This is a genomic window from Amycolatopsis sp. NPDC006131 (assembly GCF_040614175.1).
GTDB classification, from domain to species: domain Bacteria; phylum Actinomycetota; class Actinomycetes; order Mycobacteriales; family Pseudonocardiaceae; genus Amycolatopsis_E; species Amycolatopsis_E tucumanensis.
Genome location: NZ_JBEXTX010000036.1, coordinates 1 through 17,079 on the forward strand (window position 1 = coordinate 1; position 17,079 = coordinate 17,079).

At 72.3% G+C, this 17,079-nt stretch carries 18 protein-coding genes; 10 read left to right on the top strand and 8 right to left on the bottom strand.

Annotated features, from left to right (window positions below; genetic code table 11):
* The 4 genes from ABZ215_RS19830 to ABZ215_RS19845 all read right to left on the bottom strand — a co-directional run.
* Window positions 1–259 (bottom strand): SDR family NAD(P)-dependent oxidoreductase (locus tag ABZ215_RS19830; protein WP_354950693.1); only part of this gene is annotated, 259 nt, incomplete at its 3' end.
* A gap of 13 nt (window positions 260–272) precedes the next feature.
* Window positions 273–1,250: an amidohydrolase family protein gene (locus tag ABZ215_RS19835; RefSeq protein ID WP_354950695.1), complete on the bottom strand. Its 978-nt coding sequence runs from the start codon at window positions 1,248–1,250 to the stop codon at window positions 273–275.
* Between the two features lie 106 nt (window positions 1,251–1,356).
* Window positions 1,357–1,971 (bottom strand): TetR/AcrR family transcriptional regulator, encoded by a 615-nt coding sequence (locus tag ABZ215_RS19840; protein ID WP_354950697.1) that lies wholly within the window; start codon window positions 1,969–1,971, stop codon window positions 1,357–1,359.
* Window positions 1,972–2,076: 105 nt separating this feature from the next.
* Window positions 2,077–3,315: an acetyl-CoA acetyltransferase gene (locus tag ABZ215_RS19845; protein WP_354950699.1), complete on the bottom strand. Its 1,239-nt coding sequence runs from the start codon at window positions 3,313–3,315 to the stop codon at window positions 2,077–2,079.
* Between the two features lie 133 nt (window positions 3,316–3,448).
* Between ABZ215_RS19845 and ABZ215_RS19850 the strand changes: the two genes are divergently transcribed.
* Window positions 3,449–5,011, top strand: a complete 1,563-nt coding sequence (locus ABZ215_RS19850; protein WP_354950701.1) for an AMP-binding protein — start codon at window positions 3,449–3,451, stop codon at window positions 5,009–5,011.
* Window positions 5,012–5,050: 39 nt separating this feature from the next.
* Here the strand turns inward: ABZ215_RS19850 and ABZ215_RS19855 are convergent, their stop codons facing one another.
* On the bottom strand, window positions 5,051–5,758 hold the full coding sequence (locus ABZ215_RS19855; protein WP_027936229.1) for a GntR family transcriptional regulator: 708 nt from the start codon (window positions 5,756–5,758) through the stop codon (window positions 5,051–5,053).
* A gap of 93 nt (window positions 5,759–5,851) precedes the next feature.
* Between ABZ215_RS19855 and manD the strand changes: the two genes are divergently transcribed.
* The 6 genes from manD to eda all read left to right on the top strand — a co-directional run bounded on the left by manD (window position 5,852) and on the right by eda (window position 13,037).
* Entirely contained in the window at window positions 5,852–7,060 is a 1,209-nt protein-coding gene (gene manD, locus ABZ215_RS19860; protein ID WP_354950704.1) for a D-mannonate dehydratase ManD, read from the top strand.
* Entirely contained in the window at window positions 7,057–8,457 is a 1,401-nt protein-coding gene (locus ABZ215_RS19865; RefSeq protein WP_354950706.1) for a mannitol dehydrogenase family protein, read from the top strand. The genes manD and ABZ215_RS19865 overlap by 4 nt, the downstream gene beginning before the upstream one ends.
* A gap of 35 nt (window positions 8,458–8,492) precedes the next feature.
* Window positions 8,493–9,860 (top strand): MFS transporter, encoded by a 1,368-nt coding sequence (locus tag ABZ215_RS19870; RefSeq protein WP_020420513.1) that lies wholly within the window; start codon window positions 8,493–8,495, stop codon window positions 9,858–9,860.
* Window positions 9,857–10,891 carry an L-idonate 5-dehydrogenase gene (locus ABZ215_RS19875; RefSeq protein WP_354950708.1) on the top strand — a complete coding sequence of 345 codons (1,035 nt, stop codon included), beginning with the start codon at window positions 9,857–9,859 and terminating at the stop codon, window positions 10,889–10,891. Before ABZ215_RS19870 ends, ABZ215_RS19875 begins: the two co-directional genes overlap by 4 nt.
* Complete coding sequence (locus ABZ215_RS19880) at window positions 10,888–11,859, top strand: sugar kinase (RefSeq protein ID WP_354950710.1); 972 nt, start codon at window positions 10,888–10,890, stop codon at window positions 11,857–11,859. The genes ABZ215_RS19875 and ABZ215_RS19880 overlap by 4 nt, the downstream gene beginning before the upstream one ends.
* A gap of 572 nt (window positions 11,860–12,431) precedes the next feature.
* Window positions 12,432–13,037 carry a bifunctional 4-hydroxy-2-oxoglutarate aldolase/2-dehydro-3-deoxy-phosphogluconate aldolase gene (gene eda, locus ABZ215_RS19885; RefSeq protein WP_354950712.1) on the top strand — a complete coding sequence of 202 codons (606 nt, stop codon included), beginning with the start codon at window positions 12,432–12,434 and terminating at the stop codon, window positions 13,035–13,037.
* Here eda and ABZ215_RS19890 read toward each other — a convergent pair.
* Window positions 13,027–14,013 (bottom strand): NAD(P)-dependent alcohol dehydrogenase, encoded by a 987-nt coding sequence (locus ABZ215_RS19890; protein WP_354950714.1) that lies wholly within the window; start codon window positions 14,011–14,013, stop codon window positions 13,027–13,029. The genes eda and ABZ215_RS19890 overlap by 11 nt on opposite strands.
* 92 nt (window positions 14,014–14,105) lie before the next feature.
* Here ABZ215_RS19890 and ABZ215_RS19895 point away from each other — a divergent pair, with 92 nt between their 5' ends.
* Window positions 14,106–14,798 carry an alpha/beta fold hydrolase gene (locus tag ABZ215_RS19895; RefSeq protein WP_237337810.1) on the top strand — a complete coding sequence of 231 codons (693 nt, stop codon included), beginning with the start codon at window positions 14,106–14,108 and terminating at the stop codon, window positions 14,796–14,798.
* Between the two features lie 40 nt (window positions 14,799–14,838).
* Here the strand turns inward: ABZ215_RS19895 and ABZ215_RS19900 are convergent, their stop codons facing one another.
* Complete coding sequence (locus ABZ215_RS19900) at window positions 14,839–15,300, bottom strand: OsmC family protein (RefSeq protein ID WP_020423205.1); 462 nt, start codon at window positions 15,298–15,300, stop codon at window positions 14,839–14,841.
* Window positions 15,297–15,932 carry a GntR family transcriptional regulator gene (locus ABZ215_RS19905; RefSeq protein WP_354950716.1) on the bottom strand — a complete coding sequence of 212 codons (636 nt, stop codon included), beginning with the start codon at window positions 15,930–15,932 and terminating at the stop codon, window positions 15,297–15,299. The genes ABZ215_RS19900 and ABZ215_RS19905 overlap by 4 nt, the downstream gene beginning before the upstream one ends.
* Before the next feature lie 53 nt (window positions 15,933–15,985).
* Here ABZ215_RS19905 and ABZ215_RS19910 point away from each other — a divergent pair, with 53 nt between their 5' ends.
* Complete coding sequence (locus tag ABZ215_RS19910) at window positions 15,986–16,717, top strand: peptidase E (protein WP_020423203.1); 732 nt, start codon at window positions 15,986–15,988, stop codon at window positions 16,715–16,717.
* A 79-nt stretch (window positions 16,718–16,796) separates the two neighbouring features.
* A complete protein-coding gene (locus ABZ215_RS19915; protein WP_237337807.1) occupies window positions 16,797–17,063 on the top strand; it encodes a DUF1876 domain-containing protein in 267 nt (88 codons plus the stop codon).
* The last annotated feature ends 16 nt before the right edge of the window (window positions 17,064–17,079 follow it).

Genomic DNA, 17,079 nt, shown 5'->3' on the forward strand with positions numbered 1-17,079 from the left:
GCGCCCACGGTCTGCTGAGGCAGGCCGTCCAGGTGCCACACCGGCGTGACGTGCCGGACCGCGAACCACCGCTCGATCTCCGCATCAGCCTCGCCCCGCGCTCACGGATTCGCTTGACGGTCGAAGCAGCGCTGTCGGCGTCGATGTCGTTCACCGCTACGCGAGCCCCTGCCGTCGCCAGCTCTTCGGCGATCGCGGCCCCGATGCCGCGCCCGGCCCCGGTGACGAGTGCAGCGCGGCCGGCCAGTTCCGGGTTCATCAGCTCTCCTTGGTCATTCCGCGTCCGGGAGCCCCAGCACCCGGGCGGCGTTGTCGTGCAGCCATGCTTTGCGGCTCCGATCGCTGATGTCGAATGCGCCGGCCTCCGCGGCCAGGGTGCCGGTCGTGAGACCGTGGATCCATTCGATCCCGCCGAAGAGGATCTTGTCCCGCACTGTTGTGGCCCCGTGGGCGAACAACGGTTCCCAGCCCGAGCCCGCACGCGCCATGTGCCGTGGCCGGTGGGTGGAGAATTCCAGGTACACGTTGCGGTGCCGCTGGCACAGCGCCATCATCTCGATGATCCAGGGCCAGCCGCCGTGTCCGGCGATCACGACGAGCTCGGGATGCCGTCGGGCGATGACGTCCAGATGCCGCCACGTGCACCAGTCCATCGGCAGGCGCGAAGACAGGTTGTGCCCGGTGTGCACCCACATCGGAATCCCGAGTTCCTCCAGTGCCGAGTAGAACTCGTGGGCTCCTTCCGACAGCGGGTCGGCGGCATCGAGGAAGTGCGTCACGGTCGCTCCGCGCATCCCCAGCTCGTTCGTGCATCTACGGATCTCCCGGATCGCGCCGTCCGGATCGGACAGATCGACGCATCCCCATGCTTGGAAGAGCCGGGGGTACTTCTGCGCGAACTCGGCGACCCGGTCGTTGACGACTCCACCGGTTCGCAGTGGCCGCACGTTGCTGAGCAGCACCTGGTGCCGGACCCCCTCGGCGGCGAGCCGCTCGGCGTAGCCGTCGAGGTCCAGGTCGAACACGCCGGTGGCGGCCAGAAGGGCCACCGCCTGCTCGGGGTCGGGTCCCGCGAGCGCCAGGAATTCCGCGGCGTCGACTCCGGCCGTGGCGGCGAAGCGGGCGCCGAAAGTGCGGAAGTAGTCGGGTGCGGACTCCGCGAATCCGAGGAGGTAGGCCTCCCAGCACTCGGCATCGAAGACCATCCCGGCCATGTCGATGACGGGCGTGGGCAGGACGTGATCAGACATCGCTCACCTCGTGGGGCTGTACGATCGTTCATACAGTGCGGGGGCAGCGTACGTCCGGATCCGCTCCGCTGCCAATGGTTCCGGTGATCCTCCAGGATCGGAAAACTCAGTCCGCCGCGACCGACCGGACGATGAGGTTCGCGTAGAACCGGGCGAATTCGGTGTCCGGAACGCTTCCGTCCGGGTGGAACCAGCCCGCTACGCGGAAACCCATGTCCAGGATGGCCATGGCCGCCATGCGCACGGGGTCGCCGACGGTCAGCGGGGGAAGGCTGAAGTCACCCGACTTCGCTCCGGTGCGCAACGTGTCCTCGAACAGGGCTCGCACGCGCAGCCGGTTCTCCCGAACCTCCTCGCGGTGCTCCTCGTCGAGCGCTCGCCACTCGTCACCGACCATCGCCTCCCGGCTCAGCCGGGTGTGGTGCAGCACGAAACCCTCCACCAGGCCGCGGAGGCGCTCGGCGGGAGGAGCGTCCGGCGGCACGGAGCCGAGCCTGCGGTCCAGTGCCGCGTGCGCGTCCATGATGATCGAGTAGAGGACGTCTTCCTTCGAGGCGAAGTGGTTGTAGAGCGAGCCCGCGGTCAACCCGCACGCTTCGGTGATGTCCCGCACGGAGGTCGCGTGGAAGCCCTTCTCGTAGAACAGGAGGGTGCCGGCCTCCTGCAAGCGCTCCCGGGGGTGCCGGTCCGACGTCACCCGTACCTTGGCCTTCGCTCGCATGACTCACCCCGCCGTTCCCGCCCGTGTCGGACGCCGCGTATCGGTACCGGTCCGACGATAGCGGAGCAGCTCTATGAGCGTTCATATCGCCACAGGAAGCACCATTCACGTCGCCTCCCCCACGACGAAGCTCACCGCGGTGCTGTTGCTGCCGCCGATGTTGAGGGTCGCCGCTGTGCGCGCTCCCGGCACCTGGTACTCGCCCGCCGCGCCGGTGACCTGGCGGTGGGCGTCGAGGAGCATCCGCACGCCGGTGGCGCCGACCGGGTGACCCGCGCCGATGAGGCCGCCGGACGGGTTCACCGGCAGCGGACCGTCGAACTCGATGATGCCTTCTTCGACCGCCTCCCACGCGCGACCCGGGGCGGTCAGGCCGAAGTGCTCCAGCGCCAGGTATTCGTTGACGGTGAAGCAGTCGTGGGTCTCGATCACATCGAGGGCGCGGGGACCGGGGATGTGAGCGCGCCGGTAGGCGTCGGTGATGGCGTTGCGCACGTTCGGGAACAGGTGGTGACCAGGGGCCGCCAGATCGAACTTGGCACTGAGGGGTAAGGGTGCGCTGCGGTGACCCCATCCGCGGATGCGGCTGGGGCCGGTCTGCTCTCCCGCTCCCCGGCGGGCCCACTTCTCGGCGAACTCACGGCTCGCGAGCACGACGGCCGCGGCGCCATCGGTGATCCGGCCGCAGTCGCTCTTGCGGAGTCGCCCGGTCACGACCGGGTTGGCCAGCTCATCGTCGGTGAACTGGTCAGCCGACAGGGTCCAGTCGCGCGTCTGAGCCAGCGGATTGCGGCGCGCGTTGGTGCGGTTGATCTCCGAGATCCGGTTGAGGTGTTGCTGTTCGAGACCATGCCGCCGTGCGATCTCGTCGGAGATCCGGTCGAACAGGGTCGGCCACGGCAGCGACTCCGGGACGGTCTCCTCCGGCGTCCAGGCGGCGCACCCGAGGTGGTGCGCGGCCTCCTCGCCGGGCACGTTGCGCATTAGTTCGACGCCCGCGACGAGGACGACGTCGTAGCGGCCGGCCTCGATCTCGGCCATTCCGGCCAGGATCGCGATGCTCCCGGACGCGCACGCGGCTTCGTGGCGGGCGGTCGGCAGGCTGGACCAGCGGGGATCGAGCATCGGCACCACGGCTCCGAGGTGCGCCTGCCCGGTGAAGCGTTCCGCCGCGAAGTTGCCGACGTGTGCGCTCTCGACTTCCTCCGGAGTCACGCGGGTCGCGGCCAGGCAGTCGCTCACCGCTTCCTCGAGCATGTCGAAGAGGGGGGTGGTGCTGTCCTTGGACCAGTTCCGGGCGAAGTCGGTTTGACTGCCGCCCAGCAGGTAGACCGGTTCGGGCACGGCGAACCTCCGATCGGTGAATGAACGTACATACAGAATAGCCGTGGAGGGTTCATTGGCAAGTGCTTGACAGGGACGAGCCCTGTTATTTACAAACGTTCATACACATTGCCTGCTCGTCATAGGAGTCAGCATGGATTGGTGGAGTCCGGCGCTTCCCGCGGCCGACGACTGCGTACTTGCACCAGTCCTGCGACGGCAGGCCAGGGACCGCCCGGAGCAGGTCCACGCCGTGTTCGAGGACGGATCCTCCTGGACCTACGAGCAGACCTGGGCCGCGGCCAACACCGTCGCTCGTGAACTCCGGGCGCTCGGTGTGCGACAGGGGGATCACGTCCTGGTGTGGCTGCCCAACGGCCCGGAGGCCGTGCGCGCCTGGTACGGCATCAACCTCCTCGGCGCCGTGTACGTGCCGCTCAACACCGCCTACCGGGGCCGGCTGCTGGATCATGCGATCGAGCTGTCCGGAGCGCGGGTCGTGCTGGCGCATCCCCGGCTCGCGGGCCAGGTCAGCGGGGTCGAGCACGTCATCGAGTTCACGGCGGACAGCTGGACCGGAAGAGGCGAGGAGGTGCGGCCGGAACGACCGATCGAGCCGTGGGACCCGTACGCGCTGATCTTCACATCCGGAACCACTGGGCCGTCGAAAGCGGTCATCTGCTCCTACGTCCAGCTGGCGACCACGGCCGCGGTCGCCTTCGCCGCCGAGCTGACCCCGTCCGACCGCTACATGGTCAATCTTCCGCTGTTCCACGCCGGCGGAACCATCGGCACCTATGCCGCGCTGCTGGCCGGTGCTTCCATCGCGGTGGTGGAGCGGTTCGACACGGCCGGGTTCTGGGAGACGGTGCGAGGCACGGGAACCACGCAGGTGACCTTGCTCGGAGTCATGGCGACCTTCCTGGCCAAGCAGCCGCCCACGGACCAGGATCGAGAGCACCCGCTCCGGCGGGTCATCATGATCCCCCTGATCGACGACGTGCGCGGGTTCGCCGAACGTTTCGGTGTCACCGTGCAGACGATGTACAACATGACCGAGGTGTCAATCCCGATCATCTCCGAGCCCGATCCCGCCATCGCCGGAATGTGCGGCCGGGTCCGCCGTGGCGTGCAGGCGCGGCTGGTGGACGAGCACGATTGCGAGGTCCCGCCGGGGGTGGCCGGGGAACTCGTGCTCCGGACCGATCGGCCGTGGGCGATGAACTCCGGCTACTGGAAGATGCCGGAAGCCACGGCGGCGGCGTGGCGGAACGGGTGGTTCCACACGGGCGACGCGTTCCGCCGCGACGGCGACGGCCGGTTCTTCTTCGTGGACCGGATCAAGGACGCGATCCGCCGCCGGGGCGAGAACATCTCCTCCTTCGATGTCGAGGCCGAGATCCTGGCTCATCCGGCGGTCCAGGAATGCGCGGTGGTCGCTGTTCCGAGTGTGCACGGCGAGGACGACGTGCTGGCCGTGGTGGCTCCGGTTCCCGGGGGAACCGTCACTCCCGAGGAGGTGTTCGACTTCGTAGCGGAACGTCTCGCGCACTTCATGGTGCCGCGCTACATCCGGGTGGTCGACGCTCTCCCCAAGACTCCGACCAGCAAGATCGAGAAACATCGTCTCCGCGCCGAAGGGGTCACGGCGGGGACGTGGGACCGCGAGCGGGCGGGCAGGCAACTGAAACAGGTGCGGCTCGGAACTCGCGGGTAGACCGCCGGTCGCGGTCGTGGCCGCGGCGTTTCGACCGGCCTACTCCCAGACCACCACGTTCCGGCGCACCGGCGTCGAGTTCGTGTTCGACGCGAACAGTTCCGGTTTGCGCGCCCGGATGCGTTCGATGTCCGCGAAGACCTCCCGCAGGTGTGTGCGCATCGTGGCGCGGGCCAGGGGCACGTCCCTCGCGATGACGGCCCGCAGGATCTCCTCGTGCTGCCCGGCGAACACCTCGGGCGTGTTCGCTTCGTAGAGACCCAGCCGGCGGGCCCGGTCGAGGTGCCCCTTCGCCGACACCACCGTCGGCCACGCCCGTTCGTGCCCGCTCAGCTCCAGCAGGCCACGGTGGAACTCCTCGTCCAGCGCGAAGAACTCCTCGAGGTCGATGTCCGCCTCCCGCTGCCGGGCCAGGTTCGCCTCCAGCGCGGCCACCACCCCGGCGTCGGGCGTCTCCGGCAGGTCCTCCAGGGCCGCCAGCTCGACCGCCTCCCGCAGGAACTGCGCGTCCGCCACCCGCCGCATGTCCACCCGCGACACGAACGACCCCACCTGCGGGAACACCTGGACCAGGCCCTCCTCCGCGAGCAGGATCAGGCTCTCCCGCACCGGCGTCCGGCTCACCCCCAGCACCGCCGCCAGCTCGTTCTCGGACAGCGCCGCGCCCGGCGCCAGCTCCAGCGTCAGCACCTTGCGCCGCAGCGTCTCGTACACGAGCCGGCGGTTCGTGCGCCCTCGTTCGGTCACCACGCCGACACTAGCCGACAACCCTGCCCGACTAGTTGACGCTCTGCGCGACAGGTGCTTGTATACAAGTGCTGCCACACTGAAGGAGCGAACGTGAGCACGATCGAGCGGGCCGAGGTGTTCGTGGCCTCGCCGGGCCGCAACTTCGTCACCCTGCGCCTGACCACCTCCGACGGCGTGACCGGCCTTGGCGACGCGACCCTCAACGGCCGCGAGCTGGCCGTCGCGAGCTACCTCCGCGACCACGTCGCGCCGCTGCTCATCGGCCGCGACCCGGCGCGCATCGAGGACGTGTGGCAGTACCTCTACCGCGGCGCGTACTGGCGCCGCGGCCCGGTGACGATGACCGCGATCGCCGCCGTGGACACCGCGCTGTGGGACATCAAGGGCAAGGTCGCCGGCCTGCCGGTGTACCAGCTCCTCGGCGGCCGCTCCCGCGACGGCGTGCTCGTCTACTCCCACGCCAGCGGCTCGGACGTCGCCGAGCTGCTCGACGACGTCGCCCGCTTCCGCGACCAGGGCTACCAGGCGATCCGCGCCCAGGCGGCGGTGCCCGGCATCGGCGGCAGCTACGGCGTACGCAAGGGCGTGGTCTACGAACCCGCCGCGACCGCGTTGCCGGACGAGCAGCCCTGGTCCACCGAGGCCTACCTCGACTTCGCGCCCACGTACCTGGAGGCCGTCCGCGCGGAGTTCGGCTTCGGCTTCCACCTGCTGCACGACGTCCACCACCGTCTCACCCCGATCGAGGCGGCCCGGTTCGGCAAGCGCGTCGAGGACTGCCGCCTGTTCTGGATGGAGGACCCGACCCCGGCGGAGAACCAGGAGGCCTTCCGCCTGATCCGGCAGCACACCACCACCCCGGTCGCGGTCGGGGAGAACCTGACGTCCATCTGGGACGTCCAGCACCTGATCACCGAGCAGCTCATCGACTACGTGCGCACCACGGTCGTGCACGCCGGCGGGATCACGCACCTGCGCCGCATCTTCGACCTCGCCGCGCTCTACCAGGTCCGGACCGGCTCGCACGGCGCCACCGACCTGTCGCCGGTCACGCTCGCGGCCGCGGTGCACGTCGACATCGCGGTGCCGAACTTCGGCATCCAGGAGTACATGCCGCACGTGCCGGAGACCGGCGAGGTGTTCCGCAGCGGGGTCACCTTCGCCGACGGCATGCTGCACCCGTCCGAGCAGCCCGGCCTCGGCGTCGAGTACGACGAGAAGGCCGCGGCGAAGTTCCCCTACCAGCCGCGTTACCTGCCGGTGGCGCGCCGCCTCGACGGCTCGGTGCACGACTGGTGACGCTCAGCCTGTCCACACTGGACTCCCTGAAGCCGGAGCACCGGCCGGAAACCGACCCGCGCGACCTCGCGCCGAGGGTCATCCACTTCGGACTGGGCGCGTTCCACCGGGCCCACCAGGCCCTCTACACCGAGGCCGCCGCGGCCGCGTCCGGGCAGCCGTGGGGGATCGCCGCGGTCAACCCGCGGTCGCCGGAGCCGGTCGAGCGCCTGCGCGCCCAGGACTGCCTGTTCTCGGTCACCGACCGGCGCACGCGCGTGGTCGGCTCGGTCGTCGAGGCGCTCGGGATGGTGCCCGACGCCGGCCGGGTCGACGAGCTGCTCACCTCGCCGGAGGTGACCGTCGTTACCCTGACCGTCACCGAAAAGGGCTACTTCCGCGACCCGGCCACCGGGCGCCTGGACACCGCGAACCCGGAGATCGCCGCCGATCTCGCGGGCCGTCCGCCGCGCACCGTGATCGGCCGCCTGGCCACCTCGCTGGCCGCCCGCTTCCGCGCCACCGGCGCCCCGATCAGTGTCGTGTCCTGCGACAACGCCGCAGGCAACGGCCGCGCGCTGGCCGACGTGATCACCGGTTTCGCCGCGGCGGCGGACTGGCCCGACCGCGAGGCCGTCCAGGACTGGCTGCGCACCGCCGTCGCCTTCCCGGCCACGGTGGTCGACCGCATCGTCCCGGCCGTGACCGGCGCCACCGTGGACGCGGCGGCGGCCGCGCTCGGCGTGCGCGACGAGATGGCGGTCGCGGCCGAGCCCTACCGCCAGTGGGTGCTGGAGGACTCCTTCGCCGCGCCGCGCCCGCCGTGGGAGGCCGACGGCGCCCTGTTCGTCGCCGATGTCGCGCCCCACCAGCTGATGAAGCTGCGGCTGCTCAACGGCTCCCACTCGGCGCTGGCCTACCTCGGTCTGGCGGCGGGCTGCCGGACGGTCGCCGACGTCCTCGCCACCGGGTGGGGTGAGAGGATGGTCCGCGGCTTCACGGCGGAGGTCGCGCCCACCCTGCCTGCCTCGGACCTGGACGTGCCCGCCTACGTCGACGCACTCGTCGAGCGGTTCGCCGATCCCGCAATCGGCCACCGGCTGCGGCAGATCGGTTCGGACGGCTCGCTGAAGATCGCCGAACGCTGGCTGCCCGTGCTGCGGGAGCGGGGCGGCGCGGGCCCGGTGCTGGCGCTGGCCCTGGCGGCGTGGGTGCACGCCACCCGGCAGCCGTTCGGCATCACCGATCCGTTGGCGGAGTCCCTCGCCGCGTGCTGGGACGCGGCGCCGGACACCGCGACCGTGGTCGCCCGGCTGCTCACCGCGATCGGCGGCGCCGACCTGGCCGGCGACCCGGCGCTGGTGGCCGCGATCGCGCGGCGCCTGCCCGCGGTCGAGGCCGGGCGGATCGACCCGTAGACCACCGCGAGACCCGTGAAGCAAAGGAGCGCACGATGACCGACAGCACCCAGACGGCGCCGGGAGCGGTGACCCGCACGACCCGGGACCTCAGCCGGGCCGCGATGTCCGGCTGGCTCGGCACCGCCATGGAGTTCATGGACTTCCAGCTGTACTCGCTGGCCGCCGCGATCGTGTTCAACAAGATCTTCTTCCCGAACGTCAGCCCGGCGATCGGGCTGATCGCGGCGATGGCGACCTACGGCGTCGGCTACGTCGCGCGCCTGGCCGGCGCGGTCTACTTCGGACGGATGGGCGACCGGATCGGACGCAAGAAGGTCCTGTTCGTCACGATCGCGCTGATGGGCGTTTCCACGACGCTGATCGGCGTGCTGCCCCCGTACTCGATGATCGGCATCGCCGCGCCGATCCTGCTCGTGGCGCTGCGGCTGGTCCAGGGCTTCGGCGCGGGCGCGGAGATCGCCGGGGCGACCGTGATGCTCGCCGAGTACGCGCCGGCCAGGCGCCGTGGCCTGATCGCGTCGCTGGTGTCGCTGGGCACCAACTCCGGCACGCTCGCCGCGTCCGGGCTGTGGGCCGTGCTGCTCGCGGTGCTCTCCGACGAGCAGCTGCTGAGCTGGGGCTGGCGGCTGCCGTTCCTGCTGAGCTTCGTGCTGCTCGTCCTCGGCGTGTGGATGCGGGCCAACCTCAAGGAGAGCCCGGTGTTCGAGGAGCGGCCGGACGTCGTCGACGGCGTCGCCCTGAGCCGCAAGGAGATCGAGGAAGCCGGCGAGAGCGCGATCGAGGCGGGCCTCAAGCAGCGCAAGGGCAAGTCGTTCCTGCTGGCGCTGGGCCTGCGGTTCGGGCAGGCCGGCAACTCCGGCCTGGTGCAGACGTTCCTCGTCGGCTACATCGCCACCGAGCTGGCCGTGAACAAGTCGGTGCCGACCGCGGCGATCGTCTACGGCTCGCTGCTCGGGTTCGTCACCATCCCCGTCGTCGGCCTGCTCGGCGACCGGTTCGGCCGCCGCCCGGTCTACCTGGGGCTGTCGCTGCTGACCGTGGTGATCGCCGCGCCGATGATGCTGACGATCGCCAACGGGGGCACCGCGGCGCTGACCGTCGCGATGATCGTCGGCCTCAACGTCGGTGTGCTGGGCCTGTTCTCGCTGGAGAGCGTGACCATGGCCGAGCTGTTCGGCTCGCGCACCCGGTTCACCCAGCTGGCCGTCGCCAAGGAGATCGGCGGCATCCTCGCCACCGCGATCGGCCCGGTGCTGGCCGCGTCGCTGACCGCGCTGACCGGTCACTGGTGGCCCATCGCGGCGATGCTCGTCGCCTACTCGCTCATCACGTTCGTCTCGGCGTACCTCGCGCCGGAGACCCGCGGGCGTGACCTGGTCCGTCTGGAGGACGCCGCATGAGAGCAGCCGTCGTGCACGGCCCGGGGGACGTCCGGATCGACACCCGGCCGGACCCGGCGCCCGGCCCCGGCGAGGTGCTGATCGCGATGGAGTGGGGCGGCATCTGCGGCTCCGACGTCGCCTACTGGCGCCACGGCGCGTCCGGCACCGCCGTGCTGAAGCACCCGCTGGTGCTCGGGCACGAGGTCGCCGGGCGCGTCGCCGGGCTCGGTCCCGGCGTCACCGGTGTCGAACCGGGGCAGCCGGTGACCGTCCACCCGGCCGAGCCGGTCGGGGACACCACGCTGCCCGCCCGGATCGCCGGGCGCACCAACCTGCTGCCCCGCGTGCGGTACTTCGGCTCGGCGGCGTTCCACCCGCACACCGACGGCGGCTTCAGCGAGCTGCGGGTGGTGCGCGCGGACCAGCTGCGGCCGCTGCCGTCGGGCGTGAGCACGCGGCAGGGCGCGCTGGCCGAACCGCTGGCGGTGGCGCTGCACGCGGTCGGCCGCGCCGGGGACGTCACCGGGCGCACGGTGCTGGTCAACGGCGCCGGGCCGATCGGGTGCCTGGTCGCGGCGGCCGCGAAGCACCGCGGCGCCGCGACGGTGATCGCGGCGGACCTGTCGCCCTCGGCGCTGGTGATCGCGCGCCGGGTCGGGGCGGACGAGGTGGTCGACCTCGCCGCCGGGGACGCCCTGCCCGAGGACGTGGAGCTGGTCTTCGAAGCCTCCGGCGCTCCCGGTGCGCTCGGTGGCGCGCTGCGGGCGACCGCGCGTGGCGGGACGCTCGTGCAGGTCGGGAACCTGCCGGGGGAGCCGGCCACCGCGGTGCTCGGCGACCTGGTCACGCGAGAGATCACCTGGATCGGCTCGTACCGGTTCGTCGACGAGATCACCGACGCGGTGCGCGCCCTCGGCGACGGGCTCGACGTGTCGCCGCTGATCACGCACACCTTCGACCTGGAGCGGGCGGGCGAGGCGCTGGCCGTCGCCGCGGACCGGTCGAGCGGCAGCAGCAAGGTGCTGCTGCGGCTGGGGGAGCGGCGATGAGCGTGGTGACCCTGGGCGAGACGATGGCACTGCTGTCCACACCGGACTCGGGCAGGGTGACCGGCGGGTCCGCGTTGCCGGTGGGCATCGGGGGAGCGGAGTCCAATGTGGCCATCGGGCTGGCTCGGCTGGGTGTGCCGTCGGCGTGGATCAGCCGGGTCGGGGACGACGCGTTCGGCGCGCTGGTGACCCGCGAGATCCGCGCCGAGGGCGTGCGGGTGCTCGCCGGGCGCGATCCGGAGGCGCCGACCGGGCTGATGCTGAAGGAGATGCGCGGCGGGAAACCGTGGCGGGTGCGGTACTACCGGAGGGGCAGCGCCGCGTCCCGACTGTCCCCTTCGGACATCGACGCCGCTGCCGTGGCGGCCGCCGACGTGTTGCACGTGTCCGGGATCACCGCGGCGCTCGGCCCCGGCCCGCGGGAGACGCTGGACCACGTCATCGGGGTGGCGCGGGAGGCCGGGACGCTCGTGTCGTTCGACGTCAACTACCGCGCGACGCTGTGGCCGCCCGAGGAGGCCGGGCTGGTGCTGACGCGGCTGGCGGGGGCCGCGGACCTCGTGTTCGCCGGCCCGGAGGAAGCGGCGCTGCTGCTCGGCCTGCCGGTGGGCGAGGTGTCGTTCGAACTGGGCGAGGAACTGGCGCGCGAGCTGGCGGGAAGCGGCCCGCGGACGGCGGTGGTGAAGCTCGGCGCGCTGGGCGCGGTCGCGGTGGACGGGGACTCGGCGCACCGGGCGGAGGCGGTGCCGGTGACCGTCGTCGACCCGGTCGGCGCGGGTGACGCGTTCGTGGCGGGTTACCTGAGCGGACTGGTGGCCGGCGAGCCGGTGCCCGGGTGCCTGCGGCTGGGCAACGCGGCGGGGGCCGCGGTGTGCCGGGTGCCGGGGGACTGGGAGGGGCTGCCCACGCGCGAGGAGCTGCGCGCCGAGGAGCCCGCAGCCGAGGAGCCGGTCGAGGTGGTTCGGTGAGGGCTGTCTTGGTGCCGGGTGGTGCTGGGCGAGCCGGTGGGGGTGGTTCGGTGAGGTTGCAGTCATGGCGCCGGTTGGCATCGGTGGGGTGCTGGCGGGGCGAGGGTGGTCTGGCGAGGCTGCTGCCGCCCTGGCCAGCCGGGCCGGTGGGGGTGGTTCGGTGAAGTTGCTGGTTGGGGGCCCGGTGGTGCTGGGCGGATCGGCGGGTGAGGTCTGGTGAGGCTGCTGCCGTCCTGCCCAGCCGGTGGAGGTGGTTCGGTGAGGGCTGTCTTGGTGCTGGGCGAGCGGTGGGGGTGGTTCGGTGAAATTGCTGTCACGGGGCCGGTTGGCGTCCGTGGGGTGCTGGCGGGGCGAGGGTGGTCCGGTGCTGGTTGGGGGTCTGGTGGTGCTGGGCGGATCGGCGGGGGGTGGTCCAGTGAGGCTGCTGCCGCCCCGTCCAGTCGGGCCGGTGGAGGTGGCCCGGTGAACCTGCTGTCGCGGCGCTCGGTGGCGCTCGAGCCGGGCGAGGCTGGTCCATTGAGATTGCTGTCGGGGTGCCCGGCGGAGCCGCTCGGGTCGGCGGGGGTGGTCCGGTGAGCCTGCTGTCGCGGTGCCCGGTCGTGCCTGTGGTCGTGCTGGACGAGCCCGCGCAGGCGCTGCCCCTCGGGGATGCGCTGCTCGCCGGCGGCATCGGCGTCGTCGAGATCACCCTGCGCACGCCCGCGGGCCTGGAGGGCATCCGGCGGCTGTCGGCGTTGCCGGAGCTGCTGACCGGCGCCGGGTCGGTGCTGCTTCCGTCGCATGTGGACGCGGCTGTCGAGGCGGGCGCTCGGTTCCTGGTCAGCCCGGGCGTGTCGGCGGACGTGGTCGCCCGCGCCGCCGCCCACGGCGTTCCCGCGCTGCCGGGCGTGGCGACCGCGACCGATCTGATGGCGGCCACCGCGCTCGGGGTGGGCGAGGTGAAGTTCTTCCCCGCCGGCCTGCTCGGCGGCCCGGCGGCGATCCGCGCGCTCGCCGCCCCCTTCCGCGGTGTCTCGTTCATGCCCTCCGGCGGCGTGACCGCGGGCAACATGCACGACTACCTGGCGCTGCCGATGGTCCCCGCGGTGAGCGGCAGCTGGATGGCCGAGCCTGCGCTGCTGCGCGAGGGCCGCTGGGACGAGGTCACCGCCCGCGCGGCGGCGGCCCTCAGAGCGTGATCACCACCTTCGCCCGCGCGTGTTCGGTCTCCAGGTAGCGGATCGCCTCCGCCGTCTTCTCCAGCGGGAAGTCCCGGTCGATCACCGGCTCCACGCGGCCCGCCTCGATCAGCTCGCTCAGCGCCGTGAGCAGCTCCCGGTTCGACGAGCCGGAGAAGTCCGCGATCCGCTGCCGGGTGAACCGCGACGCCAGCCGCCCGCGGGTGATCAATCCCATCGGGCCGAACACGCTGCCGCCGCGCGACACGCCTCCGCCGGAGAGCAGGAGCGTGCCCTCCGGCGTCAGGACCCGGCGCAGGTCCGCGAGCGAGCGGTTCCCGACGAGGTCCAGCACCAGTTCGTAGCGGCTCGCGCCCCGGGTGAAGTCTTCGCGCGTGTAGTCGACGACGTGGTCCGCGCCGAGCGAGGTCACCAGTTCGACGTTGCGCGTGCTGCACACCGCGGTCACCGTCGCGCCCAGCGCCTTCGCGATCTGCACCGCGAACGTGCCCACCCCGCCGGACGCGCCGTTGATCAGGACGTGCTGTCCCGCCCGCAACCGCCCGGCGTCCCGCAGCCCGACGAGCGCGGTGCTGCCGGCGAGCGGCACCGCGGCGGCCCGCTCGAAGGTCAGCTTCGCCGGCTTGGGCGCCAGCCGTTCCGCCGGCACGCACACGTACTCGGCGAAGGCGCCGTCGGACTCGCCGGTGTCGCCGTACACCTCGTCGCCGGGGGACAGGCCGGTGACGCCGTCCCCCACCGCGTCGACGACGCCGGCCACGTCCCGGCCCCGGATGCGGAACCGCGGGCCGCGCAGGGATCGCGCGGCGAGGCGGAGGACGTAGGGGTCGCCGCGCATGATGTGCCAGTCGTAGGCGTTGACCGCGGCCGCGCGCACGCGGACGAGGACCTCGCCTGCCGACGGCCTCGGCTGGTCGGTCTCCTGCAGGGAGAGCACGTCGGGTGAGCCGTACCGGTCCTGGACGATCGCCTTCATCGGAAGCCTCCGTGTCGTGGCGGTACGGCGACGGTAAGGCGATCCCGGTAAATCCGGTATCGGGGACACCCCTGACGTTCTAGGCTCTGCCGATGATCGTCATCCTCGTCCCCGGCTTCTGGCTCGGCGCGTCCTCGTGGCGCGACGTCGAACCCGCGCTGACCGCCGCCGGCCACACCGTGCGCGCGCTGACCCTGCCCGGCCTCGAAGCGGCCGCCGACCGCAACGGGATCGGCGTGCGCGACCACGTCGCCGCCATCGTGGCCGCGATCGACGCGGAGGACGAGCCGGTGGTCCTGGTCGGTCACTCCGGCGGCGGGCCCCTCGCCTACGCCGCCGCCGACGCCCGCCCGGACCGCGTGGCGCGGATCGTCTTCGTCGACGCCGGGCCGCTGTCCAGCGGCGCCTCGATCAACGAAGCCCTGCCCGCCGAGGGCGCCGACGTGCCGCTGCCGGACTGGGCGGCCTTCGAGGAAGCCGAGCTGGCCGGGCTCACCGGCGAGCTGCGCGAGCGGATGCGTGCCGAGGCGGTCCCGGAGCCCGCCGCGGTGACCCGCGAACCGGTCGAGCTGTCCGACGAGCGCCGCCGCGCGATCCCGGCGACGGTGATCTGCACGTCGATGCCGTCCGCCCAGGTGCGTGAGCTGATCGCCGCGCAGCACCCGTACGTGGCCGAGCTCGCGGCGATGAGCGACGTGGAGCTGGTCGACCTGCCGACCGGGCACTGGCCCCAGTTCAGCAGGCCGGCCGACCTCGGCGCGGCGATCGTGGCCGCGCTCGGTTAGTCCACTCCGGACGTCTCCGCGGCCGGCCAGGCCACTCCCGTCAGGCGACGTGGATCACCGGTGCGTGGTGGACCGGGAAGTTCACCGAGTTCGCGATGAAGCACAGCTCGTGCGCCCGGTGGTGCAGTTCGGCGGCCTTGTCCGCCGCGCTCGCGTCGGTGATCGTGACTTCGGGGTGCAGGGTCACCTCGGTGAAGTGCCCGCCGCCGCCGGGGGTTTCGGCCATGCGGCCGGTCGCGGCGTCCCGGTAGCCGGTGACGGTGATGCCGTGCCGGGCGCACAACGCCAGGTAGGTCAGCAGGTGGCACTGCGACAACGACGCCACCAGCAGCTCCTCGGGGTTCCAGCGGGCCGGGTCGCCGAGGAAGGCCGGGTCCGCGGTCGCCGCGATGGGCGGCTTGCCCTCGGCGGTGACGTCGTGGCCGCGGTCGTAGGCGCGGTAACCCCCGGCGGTGGAGCCGTTCCAGGTGACCGTGACCTCGTAGCCGTGTTCCTTGCTCATCGGGGTGCTCCTCCGGGTAGTGCGGACAGGGTGCTCAGGACGTGGTCGCGGGCCAGGGCCGCGGCCGACGGCCCGTCCCCGCTGGTGATGGCTTCGACGAGGCGGCGGTGCTCGTCGTCGACCTGGCCGGTGCGGCTGGGGGCGGTCAGGGAATCCTGTGTGGACACGAGGATCCGGTCCCACACGCGGTCGAGGAAGCCGAGCGCGAGGGAGTTCCCGGCCAGGACCGCGACGTGCCGGTGGAATTCGCGGTTGTGCCGCACGCCGGTGATCAGGTCGCCGGCCCGGGTGGCGCGGTCGGCGTCGTCGGCGAAGCCGGTCAGCCGGGCCAGCGCGGCGGGCGCGATCTCGCCGGCCTGCTGGCGCTGGGCGGCCAGCTCGGCGGTAAGCGCTTCCAGCGAGGCGCGGACGAGGTAGGCCTCCCGCAGTTCCGCGTCGCTCAGCCGGATCACGGTGACGCCCCGCTGCCCGCTCTCGACCAGGCCGTCGCTTTCCAGGCGCCGCAACGCCTCCCGCACGGGCGTGCGGCTCACGTCGAGCCGCTGCGACAGGTCCAGTTCGGTGAGGCGCTGCCCGGGCGGGAAGGCTCCGCCGACGATCAGCTCCCGCACGCGGTCGTACGTCGTCTCCACGGCATGCACTGTATACAATGCATGCAAGCGGCGCCAGTCCGTAGGATCACGGCATGGCAGCCGACGAACCGACGATCCTGGCCACCTCCGGCGGCGTCCGGGCCTCGGCGCGACTGGACTGGGAGGCCGGCCCCCTGACGCGGTACGCGGTCGAGCTCGCCGGCGTCACCGGCCGCGCGCCGCGGGTGTGCTTCCTGGGCACCGCCTGCGGCGACGACCGCCGCCTGACCGCCACCTTCTACGAGAACGCGTGGCGCGAGGGGTGGGCGGGCAGCCACGTGGCGTTGCTGCCGATGCCGAACATCGCCGACCTCGCCGGGCACCTGCTGTCCCAGGACGTGATCTGGGTGTGGGGCGGCAGCGTCGCCGGGCTGCTGGCGCTGTGGCGGCTGCACGGCCTGGACGTGGTGATGCGCGACGCGTGGCAGGCCGGGGTGGTTCTCACCGGCGTGTCGGCGGGCTCGATCTGCTGGCACACCGGGGGCACGACCGACTCGTTCGGCCCCGAGCTGCGGCCGGTGACCAACGGGCTCGGCCTGCTCCCGTGGTCCAACGGCGTCCACCACGACAGCGAACCCGCCCGGCGGCCGCTGTTCCAGTCGCTGGTCGCGGACGGCACCCTGCCACCCGGCTACGCGACCGACGACGGAGCCGGACTGCTCTACCGCGGCGGCGAACTCGCCGAGGCGCTCGCCGAGCGGGACCGCGCCGGCGCGTACCGGGTGGAGCGCGGCCCGGACGGCGGCGCGGTCGAGACACCCCTGGACGTGCGCCGGATCCGCTGACGCACGCGGTGACTTCCGGCCCTTCCTGCGCCCCGCCGGGCGGAGCAGCGTGGAAGCCGGAGACCACCGGGAGGCTGCCATGCGGGACAAGAACTGGCATGTCGACATCGTGATCGACGAGCACGAGACGCGGACCCGCGCCACGGCGCGACTGCACACCGGCGAGCGGACCAGCCTGGTCGGGATCGGGACCGCCCGCCTCAACCCGGCCGACACCAACGTGCCCGAGATCGGGGACGAGCTGGCCACCGCGCGGGCGCTCAGCGACCTGGCGCACCGGCTGCTGGACGCGGCCGCGGGCGACATCGAGGAAGTGACGCACCAGCCCGCGCACCTGCGGTACTGACAGCGCGGCCGGCCAG